At 26.4% G+C, this 20036-nt stretch carries 17 protein-coding genes; 16 read left to right on the forward strand and 1 reads right to left on the reverse strand.

The window, feature by feature from the left end; genetic code table 11:
• Positions 1-12: 12 nt before the first annotated feature.
• From gmd to Q0617_RS06245, 16 genes are all read left to right on the forward strand, one after another.
• Positions 13-1134 (forward strand): GDP-mannose 4,6-dehydratase, encoded by a 1122-nt coding sequence (gene gmd, locus Q0617_RS06170; protein WP_298751618.1) that lies wholly within the window; start codon positions 13-15, stop codon positions 1132-1134.
• 23 nt (positions 1135-1157) lie between these two features.
• Entirely contained in the window at positions 1158-2207 is a 1050-nt protein-coding gene (locus tag Q0617_RS06175; RefSeq protein WP_298751620.1) for a GDP-L-fucose synthase, read from the forward strand.
• 132 nt (positions 2208-2339) lie between these two features.
• Positions 2340-6548, forward strand: coding sequence for a 6-hydroxymethylpterin diphosphokinase MptE-like protein (locus Q0617_RS06180; protein ID WP_298751622.1), 4209 nt, complete (start codon positions 2340-2342; stop codon positions 6546-6548).
• Complete coding sequence (locus Q0617_RS06185; RefSeq protein ID WP_298751623.1) at positions 6548-7729, forward strand: UDP-N-acetylglucosamine 4,6-dehydratase; 1182 nt, start codon at positions 6548-6550, stop codon at positions 7727-7729. Before Q0617_RS06180 ends, Q0617_RS06185 begins: the two co-directional genes overlap by 1 nt.
• The gene (locus tag Q0617_RS06190) at positions 7716-8867 is read left to right on the forward strand and encodes a LegC family aminotransferase (protein ID WP_298751624.1); all 1152 of its coding nucleotides are present in this window, start codon (positions 7716-7718) and stop codon (positions 8865-8867) included. Before Q0617_RS06185 ends, Q0617_RS06190 begins: the two co-directional genes overlap by 14 nt.
• Positions 8864-9442: a NeuD/PglB/VioB family sugar acetyltransferase gene (locus tag Q0617_RS06195; protein WP_298751625.1), complete on the forward strand. Its 579-nt coding sequence runs from the start codon at positions 8864-8866 to the stop codon at positions 9440-9442. Before Q0617_RS06190 ends, Q0617_RS06195 begins: the two co-directional genes overlap by 4 nt.
• Positions 9439-10443, forward strand: a complete 1005-nt coding sequence (gene neuB, locus Q0617_RS06200; RefSeq protein WP_298751626.1) for an N-acetylneuraminate synthase — start codon at positions 9439-9441, stop codon at positions 10441-10443. Before Q0617_RS06195 ends, neuB begins: the two co-directional genes overlap by 4 nt.
• Positions 10434-11171 carry a WbqC family protein gene (locus tag Q0617_RS06205; RefSeq protein WP_298751627.1) on the forward strand — a complete coding sequence of 246 codons (738 nt, stop codon included), beginning with the start codon at positions 10434-10436 and terminating at the stop codon, positions 11169-11171. The genes neuB and Q0617_RS06205 overlap by 10 nt, the downstream gene beginning before the upstream one ends.
• Positions 11172-11180: 9 nt before the next feature.
• Entirely contained in the window at positions 11181-12326 is a 1146-nt protein-coding gene (gene neuC, locus Q0617_RS06210; protein ID WP_298751630.1) for a UDP-N-acetylglucosamine 2-epimerase, read from the forward strand.
• A complete protein-coding gene (locus Q0617_RS06215; RefSeq protein WP_298751632.1) occupies positions 12319-12975 on the forward strand; it encodes a PIG-L family deacetylase in 657 nt (218 codons plus the stop codon). The genes neuC and Q0617_RS06215 overlap by 8 nt, the downstream gene beginning before the upstream one ends.
• A gap of 73 nt (positions 12976-13048) precedes the next feature.
• The gene (locus Q0617_RS06220; protein ID WP_298751634.1) at positions 13049-14143 is read left to right on the forward strand and encodes a radical SAM protein; all 1095 of its coding nucleotides are present in this window, start codon (positions 13049-13051) and stop codon (positions 14141-14143) included.
• A gap of 53 nt (positions 14144-14196) precedes the next feature.
• Positions 14197-15189, forward strand: coding sequence for a class I SAM-dependent methyltransferase (locus Q0617_RS06225; protein ID WP_298751636.1), 993 nt, complete (start codon positions 14197-14199; stop codon positions 15187-15189).
• 1 nt (position 15190) lies between these two features.
• Positions 15191-15877 carry an acylneuraminate cytidylyltransferase family protein gene (locus Q0617_RS06230; protein WP_298751639.1) on the forward strand — a complete coding sequence of 229 codons (687 nt, stop codon included), beginning with the start codon at positions 15191-15193 and terminating at the stop codon, positions 15875-15877.
• Positions 15870-16895, forward strand: a complete 1026-nt coding sequence (locus Q0617_RS06235) for a nucleotidyltransferase family protein (protein ID WP_298751641.1) — start codon at positions 15870-15872, stop codon at positions 16893-16895. The genes Q0617_RS06230 and Q0617_RS06235 overlap by 8 nt, the downstream gene beginning before the upstream one ends.
• A 14-nt stretch (positions 16896-16909) precedes the next feature.
• Positions 16910-18490 carry a hypothetical protein gene (locus tag Q0617_RS06240; RefSeq protein WP_298751644.1) on the forward strand — a complete coding sequence of 527 codons (1581 nt, stop codon included), beginning with the start codon at positions 16910-16912 and terminating at the stop codon, positions 18488-18490.
• Complete coding sequence (locus Q0617_RS06245; RefSeq protein WP_298751646.1) at positions 18490-19296, forward strand: FkbM family methyltransferase; 807 nt, start codon at positions 18490-18492, stop codon at positions 19294-19296. Before Q0617_RS06240 ends, Q0617_RS06245 begins: the two co-directional genes overlap by 1 nt.
• 174 nt (positions 19297-19470) lie before the next feature.
• On the opposite strand, the gene Q0617_RS06250 is transcribed toward Q0617_RS06245, so the two are convergent.
• Positions 19471-19989 carry an adenylyl-sulfate kinase gene (locus tag Q0617_RS06250; RefSeq protein ID WP_298751648.1) on the reverse strand — a complete coding sequence of 173 codons (519 nt, stop codon included), beginning with the start codon at positions 19987-19989 and terminating at the stop codon, positions 19471-19473.
• Positions 19990-20036: the final 47 nt, after the last annotated feature.

Below are 20036 nucleotides of genomic sequence, written 5' to 3' on the forward strand. Positions count from 1 at the left end.
ATAAAATAAAATATGACTCAAAAGAAAGTAGCACTAATAACAGGAATAACAGGACAAGATGGATCTTATCTTGCAGAATTTTTACTGAAAAAGGGATATGAAGTTCATGGTATAAAAAGAAGAAGTTCACTTTTTAATACAGATAGAATAGACCATCTTTATGAAGATCCCCATGTGGAAAATAGAAACTTAATACTTCACTTTGGTGATATGACAGATTCTATGAACCTTACGAGAATTATCCAAGAAGTACAACCAGATGAAATCTATAATCTTGCTGCTATGAGTCATGTTGCAGTTTCATTTGAAACACCAGAATATGTAGCAAATGCAGATGGTACTGGAACACTTAGAATCCTTGAAGCTGTAAAACTTTTAGGACTTACAAATAAAACAAAAATCTATCAAGCATCAACTAGTGAACTATATGGAAAAGTACAAGAAACACCACAAAGTGAAACAACACCTTTTTATCCAAGAAGTCCATATGCAGTTGCTAAAATGTATGCATATTGGATAACTGTAAACTATAGGGAAGCCTATGGAATGTTTGCTTGTAATGGTATTTTATTTAATCATGAAAGTCCAGTAAGAGGTGAAACCTTTGTAACAAGAAAAATCACAAGAGCAACATCTAAAATAGCCTTAGGACTTCAAGATAAACTATATCTAGGAAATCTTGATGCAAAAAGAGATTGGGGACATGCAAAAGATTATGTACGAATGATGTGGATGATTTTACAAGCAGATGAACCAGAAGATTGGGTAATTGCAACAGGACAAACTACAACAGTAAGAGAATTTGTAAAACTAAGTTTTACTTATGCAGGTATTACTTTAGAATTTAAAGGTGAGGGTGTAAATGAAAAAGCTTATGTTGCCTCTTGTTCAAACCCAGATTATAAAATAGAAATAGGTAAAGAAGTAGTTGCTGTAGATCCTAGATATTTTAGACCAACAGAGGTTGATTTACTTTTAGGAGATCCTACCAAAGCAGAAACAAAACTTGGATGGAATAGAGAGTATAAACTACAAGATCTTGTAAATGACATGATGAAATCAGATTTAAAACTAATGACAAAAGATGTTTATCTTAAAGATGGCGGATATAAAACTTTGAGTTATTATGAATAAGAAAGAATTGTAAGTATATGTCAATGAATAAAAACTCTAAAATATATATAGCAGGACATAGAGGCTTAGTAGGTTCTGCAATAGTTAAAAACCTTCAAGAAAAAGATTATACAAACTTAATATATAAAACACATAAAGAATTAGACCTTCTAAATCAACAAGATGTAGAAAACTTTTTCCAAAATGAAAAACCAGAATATGTAATTCTTGCTGCCGCAAAAGTGGGTGGCATTGTTGCTAATAATACTTATAGAGCAGACTTCATTTATGAAAATTTACAAATTCAAAATAATGTAATTCATCAAAGTTATGTTCATAAAGTAAAAAAACTTTTGTTTCTAGGAAGTACTTGTATTTATCCTAAAAATGCACCACAACCTATGAGTGAAAATAGTTTATTAACATCTCCCTTGGAATATACAAACGAACCATACGCTATTGCAAAAATAGCAGGTATAAAGATGTGTGAAAGCTATAACTTACAATACGGGACGAATTTTATAAGTGTAATGCCAACAAATCTTTATGGACCAAATGATAACTTTGATTTAGAGAAATCACATGTACTACCTGCACTTATTCGAAAAATACATTTAGCAAAACTTTTAAGTGAAGGTAAAACTAGAGAAGTTTTAGAAGATTTAAATCTATCAACTATTGAAGAATTGGAAATTTATTTAGCTAAATTTGGAATTCGAGAGAATCATGTAGAGATTTGGGGATCAGGAGAACCAAGAAGAGAATTCTTATATTCGAAAGATATGGCAGATGCATGTGTTTTTTTACTTGAAAATAGAGATTTTAAAGATACATATAATTTAAATAACAAAGAAATAAGAAATACACATATTAATATAGGGACTGGAATTGATATTTCAATAAAAGAACTTGCAGAGCTTATTAAAAGTATAATAGGGTTTAATGGTGAGCTTTACTTTAACTCTGATAAACCGGATGGAACAATGTTTAAGCTTACTGATTCTAGTAAGTTACATGATTTAGGATGGAAACATAAAATTAATCTTGAAAATGGTATTAAAAATATGTACAATTGGTATTTAAAAAATAAATAAAAACTATTATTCACTTATTAATTTTTAAAAAATCCACTTCAAATTCAGCTATCTTTAGAGCAAACATGCTAAAATAAATACCAAAATAATATTCTCTATTTACTGCGTAAAGGGATTTATCCAAGGTATAAAATGTCATTAGATCAAGTTCAGCAAAAAGCACTACAAACTTACAATGAAAACCTAGAATTTTTTAAACAAAATCATCCTGATATTTATAAAAATCTAGAACTTTATGCCACTGCAATTGATTTAGGGCAAGTAAAACCTCAATTTGAACTTCAATACTTAAATACACACTTTGATATAGTTAATCCAAATACAAAACAATTTTTATACACACAAAACTCAAATGAAGTTTCTCAAAAAATTGCTGATGATATAAACTTTGATGCGACTGTAAATAGTTTTAAGACATACTATGAATTTAAGTACAATGATGCTGTTGCAAAAAAAGCACTAGAACAAGATATCTTAGCACCTCATACAATTGGAAATGCTCCGGTAATAAATTTTGTTGATAAAAATTTACCAAGTCCTCAAAATCTAAAAGAAATTCACAAATTCATCATATTTGGAGTTTTATTAGGTATTCATATCCCATTAATTCATCAGAAATTAAATTCTAAGGTTTATTTAATAGTCGAACCAAATTTAGAATTTTTTAGATTGTCTTTATTCGTTACAAATTATGCAAACCTATCAAAACAAACAAAACTTTTTTTCTCTGTTGCACAAAATGATTTTGAATTTAAAAAGACTTTTGAAGCTTTTTATGGAGAACTTTTTATTTTCAACCATTATTTAAAGTTTGTAAATTTATCAGCTGGATCTGATATATATATGAAAACTATTCAAAACTTCTTAGTATCACAAGGTCATTTATTATACTCATACGATAGGACATTTTTAAGTTTAAGTAGAACTAACTCTTATATTAGTCAAAACTTTAGATTATTAAACATAAAACAAAAACAAAATCTTAAGCCTTTTGAAAAACCAGTACTTTATCTCTCAGCTGGTCCATCATTACAACATAATATTGACTTTGTAAAGAAAAACCAAAACTATTTTACAATAGTAGCAATATACGCGACTATGCCAATTTTGGAGAGAAATGGAATAAAACCTGACATTATTACTCAATATGATGAGCAAGATGTACAAGTTTTAAATACGCTTGCTAAATTAAAAGATATAAACTATTTCAAGGACACTATATTTATTTTTGCATCTCATGTAAATGCAAAACTAATGAACTCTTTTCCAAAAGAAAATATTTTTATTTTTCAAGCGATGTTTGAATTAAAAGAAAATTTTGGGACTTTAACGAGTCCAAGTATTGGTGAGTTAACTTATGCCTTACTTCTTTTATTTCAAGCAAAAGAAGTTTATCTTTTAGGTCTTGATTTTGCTATGGACGTAGAGTCTGGTGATACACATATTGAAGGACACTCAGGGTCTGGAGCATTTAATAAACTAAAAGACTTAGAAGAATCTGATGATAAAAACTACTCATACAGAAAAAACACTATACTTGTAAAAGGTAACTTTTTAGCAGAAGTTAAGTCCGTACCAGTATTTAAAACTAATATTGATACATTTGCTCAGTTTTCAGAAATGTTTAAAGATTCAACTCAAAATATTTACAATCTGTCAAATGGCGCTTATTTAAATGGTACAACACCATTAAAAATTGAAGATATTAATCTATCTAGTTTTTCTGTAAATGAAAAAGAAGCATTAAAAAACGAACTTTCCAATGCTTTTATAACTATAAGTGAAGCTGGTTATAATCAAAAAGATTTAGAGAAACTAAACCTTAAACTAAGTAGTGTAAAAAAAATCAAGAAAAATTTAGACCAATTTCAAAAAATGAAAAAATACAAAGATTTTGAAGAGTATAAAGGGCATTTAATTAACCTTATTCAAAATATTTTATTTGAGAAACATCAATGTGAAGATTTACAATCAATCTTAATCAACTACTCTTCACATAACCTTCATCATATTTTTTATCTTTTTGATTTAGAAAGTAAAAATGATAATAAAAAATATATCTATGAAATAAATAAAAATTTACTTACTCAGCTAAATAAAATAGTTGATACTTATGTAATATCAATTTCATATTCACAAGATGAAAATAGTATTGCATTAAAGAAATTAAATAAATACTTAAAAGAGTATTCAATAAAAAATAGTATTTATTCAGAACCATTTTTCAAAGAGTTAGTAGAAACTTCAAAACAAGGTTATCAATACGAATTTGGAATGAATTCAATCGGATTTTTTGCAATTGAAGATAACCTTTCTAATAAAAATTTTATTTGTTATGTAAAAGAGTTACTTAATAAATTCCCAGAAATTAAACTTAAACTTTTTTACTTTTTTGATTTTCAAAAAGTTCAAGCTCAATATATTTTTAAACAAGAATTATCTAGAATTGAATTAATAATCCCACACAATATTAATACAATAACAAGCACTGTAGAACTATGGCTTGAAACATATAATAATACAATAAATGTGAAAAAGATAGATGACATTATATTAAATAACTATGAGAATATTTACTCTTCTATGTTTACTCAGATTGAATATCAATCTGCCCTTAATAATATTGATGAAGAGAAAGAAGAATTTAATACTGATAAGTTCACATTAACAAAAAAGATTAAGCACAATTTTGTCTTACCAAATACCAAATATTTTGAATTTGCAAATAGTTTAAAATTTGATATTGATAAAGATTTATTAAATGAAAAATATCTAAAAGAGTATATAGGTTTTTTTGCAATTAAAGAGAATCTTCAACAAGAATTTGTAAATAAAATTGTAGAAATTTGTAATAAATTTCCAAATGTAAAATTTTCAGTATTTTATTTTGACGAAGTGGATGTAAAAGAGTTTATAAAAATTTTTGGAAGGGTTATCAATAGATTTAACTTTATTACACCAAAAAATATTTTTGATATTACAGATAATATAGAAGTTTGGGTACAAGCCTCAATTAAAAATCAAAGTTTTTTACATACTAAGATTTATGGATTAATCAATAATACAGTTAATATTCATCCTATTGTTTTAAAAGAGGAGTATGCTATAAAAGATACTTCAACTAACTATTTAGAGTGTTTAATTGAAAACTACAATGAGACAATTTTTACTAAGGCTCTAAATGATAATCTAGATGAAGAAAGATTACAAAATACAGACCCAGAAGACAACATTGGATTTTTAGCTACAGAAGATAATCTAGAAGATAAAGAATTTATAAAACTCATGTCCATACTTTTTGAAAAAAATTATAACATAAGATATAAAGCATTTTATTTTAATGAAGAACAAAAAGATTTAACTTCGATAATTTTCGCAGACTATATTCAACAAATTGATTTTATCATCCCTATAACTATTTATGATATTGTTGAAAACATATCTACATATATTTACTCTTTTATAAATTTTAAAAAACCTAAAACGTCTAATTATCATAAAATATGGCAAATTTTGAATGACACAAAAGTAAATTTATTTAAAATTCATTTATTTGAAGAAATAAAAGATGAAAATATTTTTAATTATTCTCTTAAGTTAATAGATAAATCTAAAAGAAGCTTCACTAAATCTATTGTTTCTAATATATATAAAGATTCTTCAAGTTATGACATATTATTTTTTAAAAATATTTTTAATCAAAAAATTAAATTAGATAATTCAGCTAAAAATACTTTAGCATTTTTAGCTACTAATGACAATATTAATGATGATGAATTTATTAAATACTTGTTAAATTTAAAAAAAGTACACCCTTCTATAACTATTAATGCCTATTATTTTAATGATTCTGACAGTAAGCTAGTAAAAGAAAAGCTTCATAATACAAATTTTTCAATATTGAAATTTACTAAAGACAATTTTTTTAACAATTTAAAAATTTTTATAAATAATAAGAACTCTATTTTTTATACAGATATCGAACAAAAAATGTTACCATTTAATAAGAATGTTTTTTACTTAGCATATAATAGAGAGTTATCTAGAATAAACTTATCTGAATGTGCAGTTAATAAAGATGATTTTTATCTAAATTCATTAAAAGAAATTGGTATTGATCCAAGTATTTTTGAAAAATTCAATTATAATTATCAAATAATTCTTGCCAATAATTTCTTAGAAAAGAATTCAAATGATATACAAGTTAATAATACAACCCTAGAATATATTATCCATTATATGCACATTGAGTTTGCACTATATAACAATTCTTTTATAGAAAAGATTTATCAACTAAGAAAACTTCATTTACCAAATCTTTTTAAGTCTAATGAGGAATAATGCTATATTTAATTGGAAGAAATCAAGAGTTGTTTGAAAATGATATCCATAATAAAAAAGAGTGTTTAAAAGAAATTGTTACTTCATCTTCTTTTTTGGTACTTGGTGCAGCAGGGAGTATTGGGCAAGCTGTTACAAAAGAAATATTTAAACGAAATCCTAAAAAACTTCATGTTGTTGATATTAGTGAAAATAATATGGTTGAGTTGGTTCGAGATATTAGAAGTTCTTTTGGTTATATAGAAGGTGAATTTGCAACTTTTGCCTTAGATATTGGAAGTTATGAATATGACGCTTTTATAAAAGCTGATGGCAAGTATGATTATGTATTAAATTTATCTGCATTAAAGCATGTAAGAAGTGAAAAAGATCCTTTTACTTTAATGAGAATGATTGAAACTAATATATTTAATACAGATAAAACACTTAGACAATCTATTGAAAATAATACAAAAAAATACTTCTGCGTATCCACAGATAAAGCTACTAATCCAGTAAATATGATGGGTGCAAGTAAAAAAATCATGGAAATGTTTGTTATGAGAAAATCAAAACAAATAAATGTTTCAATGGCAAGATTTGCAAATGTTGCTTTTAGCGATGGAAGTCTACTTCATGGATTTAATCAAAGAATTCAAAAAAATCAACCAATCGTTGCGCCTAACGATATTAGAAGATATTTTGTTACACCTCAAGAAAGTGGTGAATTATGTTTGATGTCTTGTATATTTGGAGAAAATAGAGATATATTTTTTCCCAAATTAAATGAAAACTTGCATCTAATTAGTTTTGCTGAAATTGCTACCAAATATCTTAAGAATTTAGGTTATGAACCTTATTTATGTAAAGATGAAGATGAAGCAAGAGAATTAGCAAAAACTTTACCATCTCAGGGGAAATGGCCATGTTTATTTAAAGCAAGTAATACAACGGGAGAAAAGGATTTCGAAGAATTTTTTACTGATAAAGAAGTTTTGGATATGGAAAGATTTGAAAATCTTGGAATTATTAAAAATGAAGTGCTCTTTAATGAAAATAAACTGAATCATTTTGAAACTAAAATTAGAAGTTTTAAACAAAATTTATCATGGACAAAAGATGATATTTTAAAAGAATTTTTTATGATGATTCCAAATTTTGGACACAAAGAGATAGGCAGGTATCTTGATGGGAAAATGTAACATGCAAAATATTGTTGAATTTATACAAAAAACTTTTGATACAAAAAAATTTGTCCCACTTCATGAACCTAGGTTTATAGGAAATGAAAAAAAATATCTAAATGACTGTATTGATTCTTCATTTGTATCAAGTGTAGGAGAATATGTAGACGCATTTGAAAAAAAATTTGCAAAATTTGTACACTCTAAGTATGCAATTGCTGTAGTAAATGGCACAGCCGCGCTTCATATAGCACTTATTTTAGCAGGTGTAAAAAAAGATGATGAAGTTATTACTCAACCACTTACATTTATAGCAACATGTAATGCAATTAGTTATATTGGTGCAAAACCAATATTTATAGATGTTGATTTAAATACAATGGGTTTAAGTCCCAATTCTTTACAATCTTTTTTAGAAACTAACTGTGAAATAAAAAATAATGAATGCATAAATAAAGTAACTGGGAAAATTATAAAATCCTGTATACCAATGCATACTTTTGGTCATCCTTGTAGAATTGATGAGATAAAACAAATTTGTGATAAATGGAAAATAACTTTAGTTGAAGATGCTGCAGAATCTTTAGGTAGCTATTATAAAAACAAGCATACGGGAACTTTTGGAAAGATTGGTATATTTTCTTTTAATGGAAATAAAATAATAACTTCAGGTGGTGGGGGAGTAATTATAACTGATGATGAAATTTTGGCAAAAAAAGCAAAACATATTACAACTACAGCAAAAATTCCTCATCCATATGAATATACACATGACGAAATAGGATTTAACTACCGGCTTCCAAATTTAAATGCAGCACTACTTCTTGCCCAACTTGAGCAACTAGATAATTTTTTAACATCTAAAAGAGACTTAGCAAATATATACAAAGACTTTTTTTCAAACTATGACATAAAGTTTATAGAAGAACCAAAAGAATCTAAATCAAATTATTGGTTACAAGCAGTTTTATTAAATAATGAAAAAGAGAAAAATAATTTTTTAAAATATACAAATGAAAATGGTGTCATGACAAGACCTATCTGGAAGCCTTTGAATACACTCAAGATGTTCAAAGAATGTCAAAAAACTACTCTAAAAAATGTAAAATACTTGGAGAAAAGAGTTGTAAATATCCCAAGTAGTGTAAGAATATGAAAAAAGAAAACATTATATTAGTAGGAGCGGGAGGGCATTGCCACAGTGTCATTGATGTAATTGAACAAGAAAATAAATATAACATAATTGGAATAGTTGATAAAAAGGGAAGCAATTGTAAAGAGATTTTCAATTACAAAACTATTGGATTTGATGATGACTTAGAAAATATTTACAAAACTTGTAAAAATGCAGTAATTACGGTAGGACATATAACTTCAAACCATGCAAGAGTAAATTTATTTACAAAATTAAAAAAAATAGGTTTTAATTTACCTATAGTAATTTCTCCTCTTGCTTATGTTTCAAAACACTCTTTCATCGAGGAAGGAACTATAATTATGCATCATTGTTTAATAAATGCAAATGTGAAAATTGGCAAAAATTGTATTATTAATACAAAAGCGCTTATTGAACATGATGCAATTATTGAAGACCATTGTCACATTTCAACTGCAAGCGTTATAAATGGAGCGGTAATAGTCAAAACAAATTCATTTTTTGGAAGTAATGCCACTTCAAAACAAAATATAACAATTAGTGGCTTTATAAAAGCAGGAGGTATTAGTAAATGAGTGTTTTTATTATTGCAGAAGCAGGTGTCAATCATAATGGTTCAATTAAACTTGCAAAACAATTAATTGATGTAGCTGTAGAAGCTGGAGCAGATGCAGTTAAATTTCAAACATTTAAGACTGAAAATTTAGTTTCCAAAAATGCACAAAAAGCAGAATATCAAAAAGAGACTACCAATAAAGATGAATCTCAATTTGATATGATTAAAAAACTAGAACTAGATATAGATAGTCATTACGAATTACTCAAATACTGTAAAATAAAAAATATTATATTCTTATCTACACCATTTGATCATGCCAGTATAGAATTATTAAATAAACTTGAATTAGATATTTTTAAAATCCCAAGTGGTGAAATTACAAATCTTCCGTACCTTGAACATATTGGTTCTCTCAATAAAAAAATTATTCTTTCAACAGGTATGGCAACTATAGGTGAAATTGAATCTGCATTAGAAATACTTATTCAAGCAGGTACATCTAAAGATAATATTAGTGTGCTACATGCAAATACTCAATATCCTACACCAATGCAAGATGTAAATTTAAAAGCTATGGTAACAATTGGAAATACCTTTAATATAAACTACGGCTATAGTGATCATACGTTAGGAATTGAAGTCGATATTGCAGCAGTTGCATTAGGTGCTACAATTATTGAAAAACATTTTACTTTAAATAAAATGATGGATGGACCAGACCATAAAGCTTCCTTAGAACCTCATGAATTAAAAAACATGGTTAATTCAATTAGAAATATTGAAAAAGCCTTAGGTAGTACTATTAAACAAATTACACAAAGTGAAGCACCAAATAAACTTTGTAGTAGAAAAAGTATTGTTGCAAAAACATTCATAAAAAAAGGTGATATTTTAACAAAAGATAATATCACAATTAAAAGACCAGGGAATGGGATTAGTCCAATGAGATGGTATGAAATACTAAATACAAAAGCAATATGTGATTATAATGAAGATGATTTAATAAAATGGAAATAGCATCTATTCATCAACCACCCTACTTAAGTTGGTTTGGACTACTTGACAAAATTATTAAGTCAGATATCTTTATTATAATGGATGATGTACAATTTAATAGGCGTGCTTTTCAACATAGAACTTTATATTCAAATCCCTCAGGAAAGCCTTCTTATTTAACTCTTTCTGTAGATGCAAAAAATCATCAACTCGATAATTTACTAATTAATGAAGTTAAAGTAAATAATATTGAAATAATAAAAAAACACTACGAAATAATCTTAAATCGGTATGGAAAATTCAAAAGCTTTCAAAAATATAAAGAAGAAGTAGAATATATATTCAATCAAAAGTATACTCATCTTTTAGAAATTAATCTTAAAATTTTAAATTTCATGTTAAAAGTGTTCAGTATAAATACTCAAATAATATATGCATCTGAATTTAATACTCAATTAATTAAGTCAGACCGAATACTTGATTTAGTTAAAGCTTCAGGTTGTACCACTTATTTATCTGGAGTAGGAGCAAAAAATTATATGAATGAAGAGGATTTCAAAAATAATAATATTCAATTAAATTATCAAGATTTTTATCATATTCAATTTGATCAAAAAACAAAAAAAGACTTTCAAGATGGATGTTTTGCATTGGAGTTGCCATTTATTCATGAAGACTATATGGAACAACTATATACACATTATGAAAATATTAATCAACTTAATCAACTTAAAAGTATCAAATTTTAAAGGTAACTAATGAAAATACTAGCTTTCAGTTCAATTAGATCAGATTATGACTTACTTTCTCCACTATATAAACTTTTAAACAATGATTCTTCCATAAATTTTAAACTATTATTATCAGGATCACATTTATCGACTGCTTGTGGATATACAAAAAAATACATTATTGATGATGGTTTTAAAATATTAGCCTCAATTGAAACTCTTATAAATTCTGATAGCAATAAATCACGTTTAAAAACTACTAGCTTACTTTTACAAAATAGTATTGATATAATAGATGAATTTAGTCCAGATTTACTACTTTATGCTGGAGATAGAGAAGACGTAATCATTTATTCTTTAATAAGCCAGTTTTTACATATTCCAAGTATACATTTTTATGGTGGTGATCATGAAGAAGATGGTCACCAAGACACATATATAAGACATGCAACCTCTAAACTATCCACATATCATTTTGTTTCAACGAAAGAGCATAGAAATAGGCTATTAGCTTTAGGTGAGCCGTCATATAGAATACAAAATATTGGAAGTATTAGCTTAGACAAGTTCTTTGACTTTAATCTTTTGGATATTAAAAGTAGTTTTAATCTTTCTTTCCTGTCAAATTTTGCTCTAGTAATTTTTCATCCCATAGAAGGTGAAAATTCGGGTGAGATATTTAACAATATTCTTAAAGTTTTAGAATCAAAAAATATATTTTCTTTTATCAGTTATCCAAATACAGATCCTGGATATGAAAAAATTATTCAAATCATTGAAAATAATAAAGAAAACAAACAGTTTATTTTTTACAAAAATCTACCTAGAAACCTATTCTTAACTTTATTTAAAAAATGTGATTTTATTATTGGTAATTCCTCTGCAGGTATATATGAAGCAGCAACTATAAAAAAAGCAGCTATAAATGTTGGGAAACGACAAAAAAATAGACTTACTGTTAAAAATGTAATTTTTTCTGATATAAATATAGATAATATTTCAAACTCTATTGAGACCATTTTTTCTGAAAAGTTTCAAGATAGCCTAAAAACAGTACAAAATCCATATGGTGATGGTAAGAGTGCACAAAAAGCATATAAGTTAATCAAAACGTTAGATTTTAAAAAAAATCTTATTAAATTTGAAGACCCACTAAAGGTAGCCCATGAATAAAGTTCTTGTAATAGCTGTTCACCCCGATGATGAAACATTAGGTTGTGGAGGTACACTTTTAAAATATAAAGCAAATGGAGATGAAATACATTGGCTTATATGTACAACTATTGATAATAAAGATGCATATTATGATAAAAGAGAAAATGAAATAAAAACTGTAAGTAAATTATATAATTTTAATAGTGTTCATAATTTAAGATTTAAAACAATGAAAGTTGATGGATATAGTACCAGTGAACTGATTGAGCAAATATCAAAAATTATAAATAAAGTCAAACCAAATATTATTTATTTACCTTTTCAGAATGATGTTCACAGTGACCATAGAATAATTTTTAACGCTGCATTCAGCTGTACTAAAACATTTAGGTATCCATTTATCAAAAAAGTTTATATGATGGAAACATTAAGTGAGACAGAGTTTGCAAATGGAGATGCTTCTCAATCATTTAAAGCAAATGTTTTTGTTGATATTAGTGATTATTTTAAAAAGAAATGTGAAATTATAAAAGTTTTTCAAACAGAATTGGCTGAGCACCCTTTTCCCAGAAGTATAAAAACAATTGAAGCTCTTGCAATACTTAGGGGCTCTAGTGCAAACTGTACTTATGCTGAAAGTTTTGTTCTTTTAAAAGAAATTAATTAATAATAATTAATTAATTTCTTTTAAGTACTATAAGATAGAGTTCAATTTAATAAAGATAAGAAGAAAGGTCATTATGAAAGATATTATAACAAAAGAAGAAATGAAAGAGTACATGAATACATTTGAGGGTATGCCAGATAGATTAATGAAATATATGGAGATACTATCATATGGAAAAGATGCTAGTCCATATTGTTATCAAGATACAATGTCTTTTAGACGAGTAGCTATAGCCATTACCACTTTTTGTAACTTAACTTGTACTTGGTGTTATCGATTTGATTCAAAATATAAGAAAATTTTAGATAAACATATGAAAATAGAGACTCTACAAAAAATCATTGATAATACAAAAGGAAATTTTAGACTTACTCACCTAGCAGGTTTAGGTGAGCCTCTTATGTATCCTCACTTAGAAGAAGCGATTAAAATAGTAAAAAGAAAATCTAAACATGTTAAAATTACAACTAATGGCTCTTTAATTACAAAAGATGATGTTAATAGACTAAGTAAAGCAGGATTGACCCATATTGAATTTAGTATTGATGGATTTACTTTTGAAGATCAATTAAAATTTAGAGGGGCCGATTTAAATAAAATGGTTGAAATGATAGAATATATTTCTAATCACACAAATTTACATTTACAAATTAATTCTGTAGTAAATAAACAAAATTATAATTCTTTATTTAATTTAGTAAATATATTGAAAAATGCAAAAAATATTAAAATTATTCATACCATACCACTCTTTGTAACAGAACAAATGATAAAAGACGGAGAGAATAATGTAGTTGATAATGAGGAATATCAAAAATTATTAGTTAAAATAGAAACTGACATTCAAACCCTAGACTTAAAATGGGAACTTTCACCTACAAGTATTGGTGTAGGTATGGATCCAATAATTGAAATAAAAAAAAGACAAAAAATATGCTTTACTTGTTTTGAAGATCCATATATTGACGTTGAAGGAAGGTTAACTGTTTGTGGAAGAAGGGAATTTCATCCTATTGCTGATGCTACAAAAGGATTAGAAGTAGCTATGAATGAAAAAAAAGCAATAGGCTTTAGGAAAAATATGTTGGCAGGGAAATATGATAGTTTTTGTTCAAGATTATGTTATCTTCCTGATAAAAATATTGAATATAATCCTGATGAATTATAATAATAACTTAAATATTTTACGATATAATTTAATACTAAAAATGTAGGAGAGTTATGACAATAAAAGAAGCAGACATAAGACCTACAATATTAATTAATTACAATAGAGAAGTTTTATTTTATGAAGATATTGAAATTTTCCATAAAAAATTTCACAATAAACTTAAATATATTGATAACTGTATTGCTTGTGATTCAAACTTAGTCTATAATAGTTTTACAAAAGATGGCTTTACTTTTCAAAAGTGTCCTCAGTGCAATACACTTTTTGTTAATCCTAGACCAGATGAATCACAACTTAAATGGTGGTATTCAAACTCAAAACATGCACAACATTCTAATGAAATTCTTCAAAACACAGAAAGTAAACGTATTGAATTATATGAAACACGAATTAAAAACTTTTTAAATAGAGTCCCAACGCATATAAATAAAATTCTAGAATTTGGATGTGGTAATGGCATTTCCTTACAGCTTTTAAAAAAAATAAATCCAAAATTAAATCTTTTAGGGATAGATTTAACTCCTGCATCTGTTGAATCTTGTAAAGAAAAAGGTATACCTTGTAAACTAGCAGATATTAATGACTTTGCTCTCGATAACAACCTTTCTTATGATGCCGTTGTTTCATTTGAAGTAATTGAACATCTAGTTAATCCTGAATTTGTTTTAAATAGTATAAATACTATTTTAAAAAAAGATGGTTTTGTCTATATGTCAATGCCTAACTATCACTCCTATGACTTTTTGGAAATTGGAGAAGGATATAGAAATTTATTTGCACCTGGACATTTAAATTATTTTAATCCAGATTCAATAAAATTACTTTTGAAACGTTGTGGATTTGAAGATATTCAAGTTTTTTGTGATGGTGTTTTAGATACATCTATTGTTAAAAATTACAATTATATGAAAAAAATAAAATTATCACCTTTTTGGGAAAATATCTACAATAATGAAAATGAATCCTTTTTAAATGAATTTCAAAAGCTTCTCTCTAAATATAATTTGTCTGGAAATATGACTGTTATTGCTAGGAAGAAGTGATATGATTGCAATTATACCTGCCAGATCAGGTTCAAAAGGTCTAGCAAACAAAAACATTAAAAATTTACTTGGTAAACCATTAATTGCTTATACAATTGAAGAGGCTTTAAAATCGAATTATATTACAGAAGTAATTATCTCTACAGATTGCAAAGAAATTGAAGATATTGCATTACAATATGGAGCAAAAAGCTACTTTTTAAGACCTAAAAATCTTGCAACAGACAGTGCTAAAGTAATTGATACATATACATATACTATCGATAGGCTAAAAAAAGAATATAACTTTGAAATTAATGCATTTGTAGTACTTCAAGTAACCTCACCTTTAAAAACGTCAAAAAACATTGATGAGGCGATTGAACTATTTAAAAATAAAAATGCTGATTCTGTAGTAAGTTTTACCGAAGAAAGCCACCCAATTCAATGGAATAAGTATATTACTCTTGATAATAAGATTGAAGAAATTTTTCCAGAAAAAATCCAAAATAGACAAGATTTCAAGCCTTCATACTATCCAAATGGTTCAATTTATATTTATAAATATAGTATAATTCTAAATAAAACATATTATACAGAAAATTCTTATGCATACATTATGCCAAGGAAACAGTCAATTGACATTGATACAATAGATGATTTTGAATATGTGGAATTCCTTATAAAAAAGGAAAATAACCATGAATAAACTAGTACTACAGGATAATACTAATATTCAAGATGCCATTTCTCTTTTAGATAAAAATGGAAAAGGGGCTTTAGCTGTTGTAGATTTAGACAATCAATTAATTGGCTTAATTACAGATGGTGATATAAGAAAAGCATTTTTAAATAATAACTTTAATTTAAATTCAATCATAAACAACAATCCACATAAAATGTCTATTTCGTCTTCAAAATCACAAATTGTAGCACAACTAAAAAAAATTCATAGACGACATATGCCACTTGTAAATAACAATAATGAATTTGAAAAACTTTATTCATTAGATGAAGAAGAATTTAATTTAAAATCAAATTGGGTTGTTATTATGGCAGGAGGATTAGGTAAAAGATTAAAAGAGCTAACTAAAGATACACCTAAACCTATGCTTAAAATTGGTAAAAAACCTATTTTAGAACATATTGTTGAACAATTTATTTCTTTTGGTTTTACAAAATTTATTTTATGTGTAAACTATAAATCTGAACTTATAAAAAATCATTTTAAAAATGGCGAAGAATTTGGTGTTGAAATAGTTTACATTGAAGAAAAAACAAAATTAGGTACAGGTGGGGCACTTAGTTTGTTAAATATGCAGATAAAAGACCCATTTTTTATTATCAATGGAGATATTTTAACAAATATTAATTTTAATGATTTATTAAATTATCATAATAAAAATAATTCTGATGCAACTATGTGCATAAAAAAAGACTTATTCCAAATCCCATATGGAGTCGTTGAAAAGAGCTCAGATAATATATTTCTAAATTTAGTAGAAAAGCCACAATATACTATCTTTTTTAATGCAGGAGTATATATATTAAACCCAGAAACAATATCTTTTATACCTCATAATGTTTATTTTGATTTGCCTAATTTATTTCAAATTTTAAATAAAAATCAAAAAAAATGTATTACATATGAAATTGAAGATTATTGGATAGATATTGGGAAAAAAGAAGATTATTTAAAAGCTAATGAATTTATTTCAAGTTTATAATTATTAGGAAGAAAATGAAAATTGATGAATTATTCAAAAATATAAAGTTAAAAAACCAAAAAGATAAAAAGAAAGTTTTATTTGCCCATACTTTTGGAATATACGAACCTTGTTACATACATGATAGACTTCTCGCCTACTCTTTATATAAAAAAGGTTTTAATATTTTTGGAACTTTTTGCGATGGATTACAAACAATAGAGTGTAATATATATGGAGGAATATGGGGAGGTAAAGAGAATTTTAATAATAACTGTCAGAATTGTCAAAAAAAATCTTTTAACTTGTGGAATTTTTTAGATGAAAATAATATTCTCACTTATTCAAAATATATATCTGAAAAAGAAGTTTCAGATATAAATGAAACTATTACAAATATTAAAAATGAACAGGAATGGACTAGCTATACTTTTGATAATGCCCCTTTAGGTAAATGGGCTACAGATATTCTTAAAAATATGAATATGGCTAGCGATTATACTCAAATTGAGAATTATAATAAGTTAGGTATTATTCATTTAAAGAATTTATTATTATCATATAAAGCTTCTAGTAATATAATTCATGCACTTAAACCAGATCGAATTATATCAAATGATAGTTTTTATGGGATGTGGGCTATGTGGGAACATTTGGCAAAAAAGAAAAAAATTCCATTTTACTCATCTTGGACAGCTACAACTAAAGGTAGGTGGAGCTATTCATACAATCAGTCATGTTGTAGTTTAGATTTTTCAAAACCTTGGAAGGAATACAGTAAAATACCATTATCAATAAATGAAACAAAAAGAATACATAAATGGCTAGAAGATAGAATAAAGGGGGGAAACTTAATAATTGACACCGCATCATTATCTTCCTTTAAAGAAAAACATTTCGATTTATCAAAAATAGACCCAAAAAAACCAATTGCCCTTTTATGTTCAAATGTATCATGGGATTTAGCTGCATTAAATAAAGAGATTTTTACAAATGGCATGATGGACTGGGTATTAAAAACTATTGAATGGTTTAAAAACAATCCTCAATTTCAATTAATAATTAAACCTCACCCTGGAGAAGTACATCCTCAAATACCTAGAACAGAGGAGTCAGTAGAATATGTAATACAAAAGCATTATAAAGATCTTCCTAAAAATGTATTTATTTTACCCGCTGATGTTTCTCTAACAGTATATGATTTATTCAAAACTATAAAGGTTGGATTAATATATACTACATCTGTTGGTTTGGAAATGGCTGCTTCAAATATACCTGTAATTACAGCAGCAAAATCTCATTATAGAGGCTTTGGTTTCACAAAAGATCCTTCTTCTATTAATGACTATTATTTATTGCTAGAAAAAAACTTAACAAATAAAAATAATTATGATGAAAGAGCACTTGATTTAGCCTATAAATTTATTAAATTTAACTTTTTTCACTATTATACAAATATTGAAATCTTTACTTTCAATTATAGACAAACTCCAGAAATTAAAATTAATAACTTAAAAGAACTAGAAAAGAAATTTGAAAACTTCAACTATATTGTTAATTGTATTAGTAATGCAAAACCAATATTAGATGAGACTACTTGGCCAAAGGAAAGTTAATGAACTATTTATTTACAACTAAAGACAAAAATCTTTATAAAATAGAACAATCATTAAAAATGCAAGAAAAAATCGTAAAACAACACTCTAAAACTTTAAATACAGTGAAAATTACAACAAATGAAGTTTTTTGGCCTTCTAATATCTCAGATACTGCTCTACCCTGGCTTCATCATGAAATATTTGATTCCTTTGAAGATAATCCCTCTTCCTATAATCATCCACGTATGGAAATTGATAAAGTAGATTGGATTATAGATGCTGGTTGTTGTGAAGGATATTTTTCATTATTTACATTTCAAAAGAATTCAAATTGTAAAGTTATTGCTTTTGAGCCATTAAAAGAAATGGAAGAAGCATTATTGTATACATTTTCAAAAGAATTAAAATCTAAAAATATGATTTTAATTAATAAAGCATTAGGTAAGGAGACTGGAAAACTAAAATTTTTTAGTGGAGATACACATTTATGTGACTCAAAAATTTGTTTAGATACTCAAAAAGATGATCATTCATATGATGTAGAGATTACAACAATTGATCTTGTAAGTAAACAACATAATATCAATAAAAATGGAATGATAAAAATGGATATAGAAGGAGCAGAGATGGATGCATTATTAGGAGCAACAGAACTCTTGAAAACATATAAACCTAAATTAGCAATTGCAGTCTATCATGAATATGAAAATGCCATGCTTTGTAAAGAAATTATATTAAAAGCTAATCCAACATATAATGTTGAGTTCAGAGGTGAATATAAATACTTTACTCCATCAAGACCATATATGATATTTGCTTATTAATATAATTTCATCTATTCAAAAAATAAATGCATACTTGTAATAAACCCTATTAATACTTTTACAAATTTATCAAATAAAATTTCAGATGATTTTTATATCCAAAAGATTTTCTAGATCAGTAATTTAACTTGTTTGAAATGTTACCAAGAACTCTAGATCTATAAACAGGAATTTTCAATTCTTTTTTAATAATTTCTTTATACTATTGAGTATTAACCCTGTATTTTTTATCCGTTCCTCTACTTTATTATTAGTTAAATGTAAATGTGGAGTTTTTGGTTGATCATAATCTAATGTAACTCCAACTACATTATCTTCTGTCCCACATAATGCTTTTGAATACAATTGTTTTTTGTCCCTTTTGACAAGTTCATCCATATCTACATCTAAAAAAACTTCAATATAATTTGAGAATTTATTTCGATTTAATTCATGAATTTCATAAAACAAACTCATTGTTGCGCAAATTACAATCATACCTTCTTTATCTAGCATATTGCACAAACCGTGAATTTGTCTAGCACCAACTCTTCTTTCTTCAATAGTGTAACCATATGAGTGATTTAAGGCTTCTCTAATAATATCTCCATCTAATAAAACTGTATTAGGATAATCTTCTTTAAGACTATTATACACCTCTCTACTTATTGTTGTTTTACCACTACCACTTAGACCTGTTATCCATATTACCATTGTATTACATTTACCTAATTAAGATATTTCATTTTAAAAATAATTAT

It is taken from the genome of uncultured Arcobacter sp. (assembly GCF_937982575.1).
Lineage (GTDB): Bacteria > Campylobacterota > Campylobacteria > Campylobacterales > Arcobacteraceae > Arcobacter.

Excerpts from the sequence above, each read along its gene's own strand:
- gmd (WP_298751618.1), top strand. The coding sequence starts at position 13 with ATGACTCAAAAGAAAGTAGCACTAATAACAGGAATAACAGGACAAGAT.
- Q0617_RS06175 (WP_298751620.1), top strand. The coding sequence starts at position 1,158 with ATGAATAAAAACTCTAAAATATATATAGCAGGACATAGAGGCTTAGTA.
- Q0617_RS06180 (WP_298751622.1), top strand. The coding sequence starts at position 2,340 with ATGTCATTAGATCAAGTTCAGCAAAAAGCACTACAAACTTACAATGAA.
- Q0617_RS06185 (WP_298751623.1), top strand. The coding sequence starts at position 6,548 with ATGCTATATTTAATTGGAAGAAATCAAGAGTTGTTTGAAAATGATATC.
- Q0617_RS06190 (WP_298751624.1), top strand. The coding sequence starts at position 7,716 with ATGGGAAAATGTAACATGCAAAATATTGTTGAATTTATACAAAAAACT.
- Q0617_RS06195 (WP_298751625.1), top strand. The coding sequence starts at position 8,864 with ATGAAAAAAGAAAACATTATATTAGTAGGAGCGGGAGGGCATTGCCAC.
- neuB (WP_298751626.1), top strand. The coding sequence starts at position 9,439 with ATGAGTGTTTTTATTATTGCAGAAGCAGGTGTCAATCATAATGGTTCA.
- Q0617_RS06205 (WP_298751627.1), top strand. The coding sequence starts at position 10,434 with ATGGAAATAGCATCTATTCATCAACCACCCTACTTAAGTTGGTTTGGA.
- neuC (WP_298751630.1), top strand. The coding sequence starts at position 11,181 with ATGAAAATACTAGCTTTCAGTTCAATTAGATCAGATTATGACTTACTT.
- Q0617_RS06215 (WP_298751632.1), top strand. The coding sequence starts at position 12,319 with ATGAATAAAGTTCTTGTAATAGCTGTTCACCCCGATGATGAAACATTA.
- Q0617_RS06220 (WP_298751634.1), top strand. The coding sequence starts at position 13,049 with ATGAAAGATATTATAACAAAAGAAGAAATGAAAGAGTACATGAATACA.
- Q0617_RS06225 (WP_298751636.1), top strand. The coding sequence starts at position 14,197 with ATGACAATAAAAGAAGCAGACATAAGACCTACAATATTAATTAATTAC.
- Q0617_RS06230 (WP_298751639.1), top strand. The coding sequence starts at position 15,191 with ATGATTGCAATTATACCTGCCAGATCAGGTTCAAAAGGTCTAGCAAAC.
- Q0617_RS06235 (WP_298751641.1), top strand. The coding sequence starts at position 15,870 with ATGAATAAACTAGTACTACAGGATAATACTAATATTCAAGATGCCATT.
- Q0617_RS06240 (WP_298751644.1), top strand. The coding sequence starts at position 16,910 with ATGAAAATTGATGAATTATTCAAAAATATAAAGTTAAAAAACCAAAAA.
- Q0617_RS06245 (WP_298751646.1), top strand. The coding sequence starts at position 18,490 with ATGAACTATTTATTTACAACTAAAGACAAAAATCTTTATAAAATAGAA.
- Q0617_RS06250 (WP_298751648.1), bottom strand. The coding sequence starts at position 19,989 with ATGGTAATATGGATAACAGGTCTAAGTGGTAGTGGTAAAACAACAATA.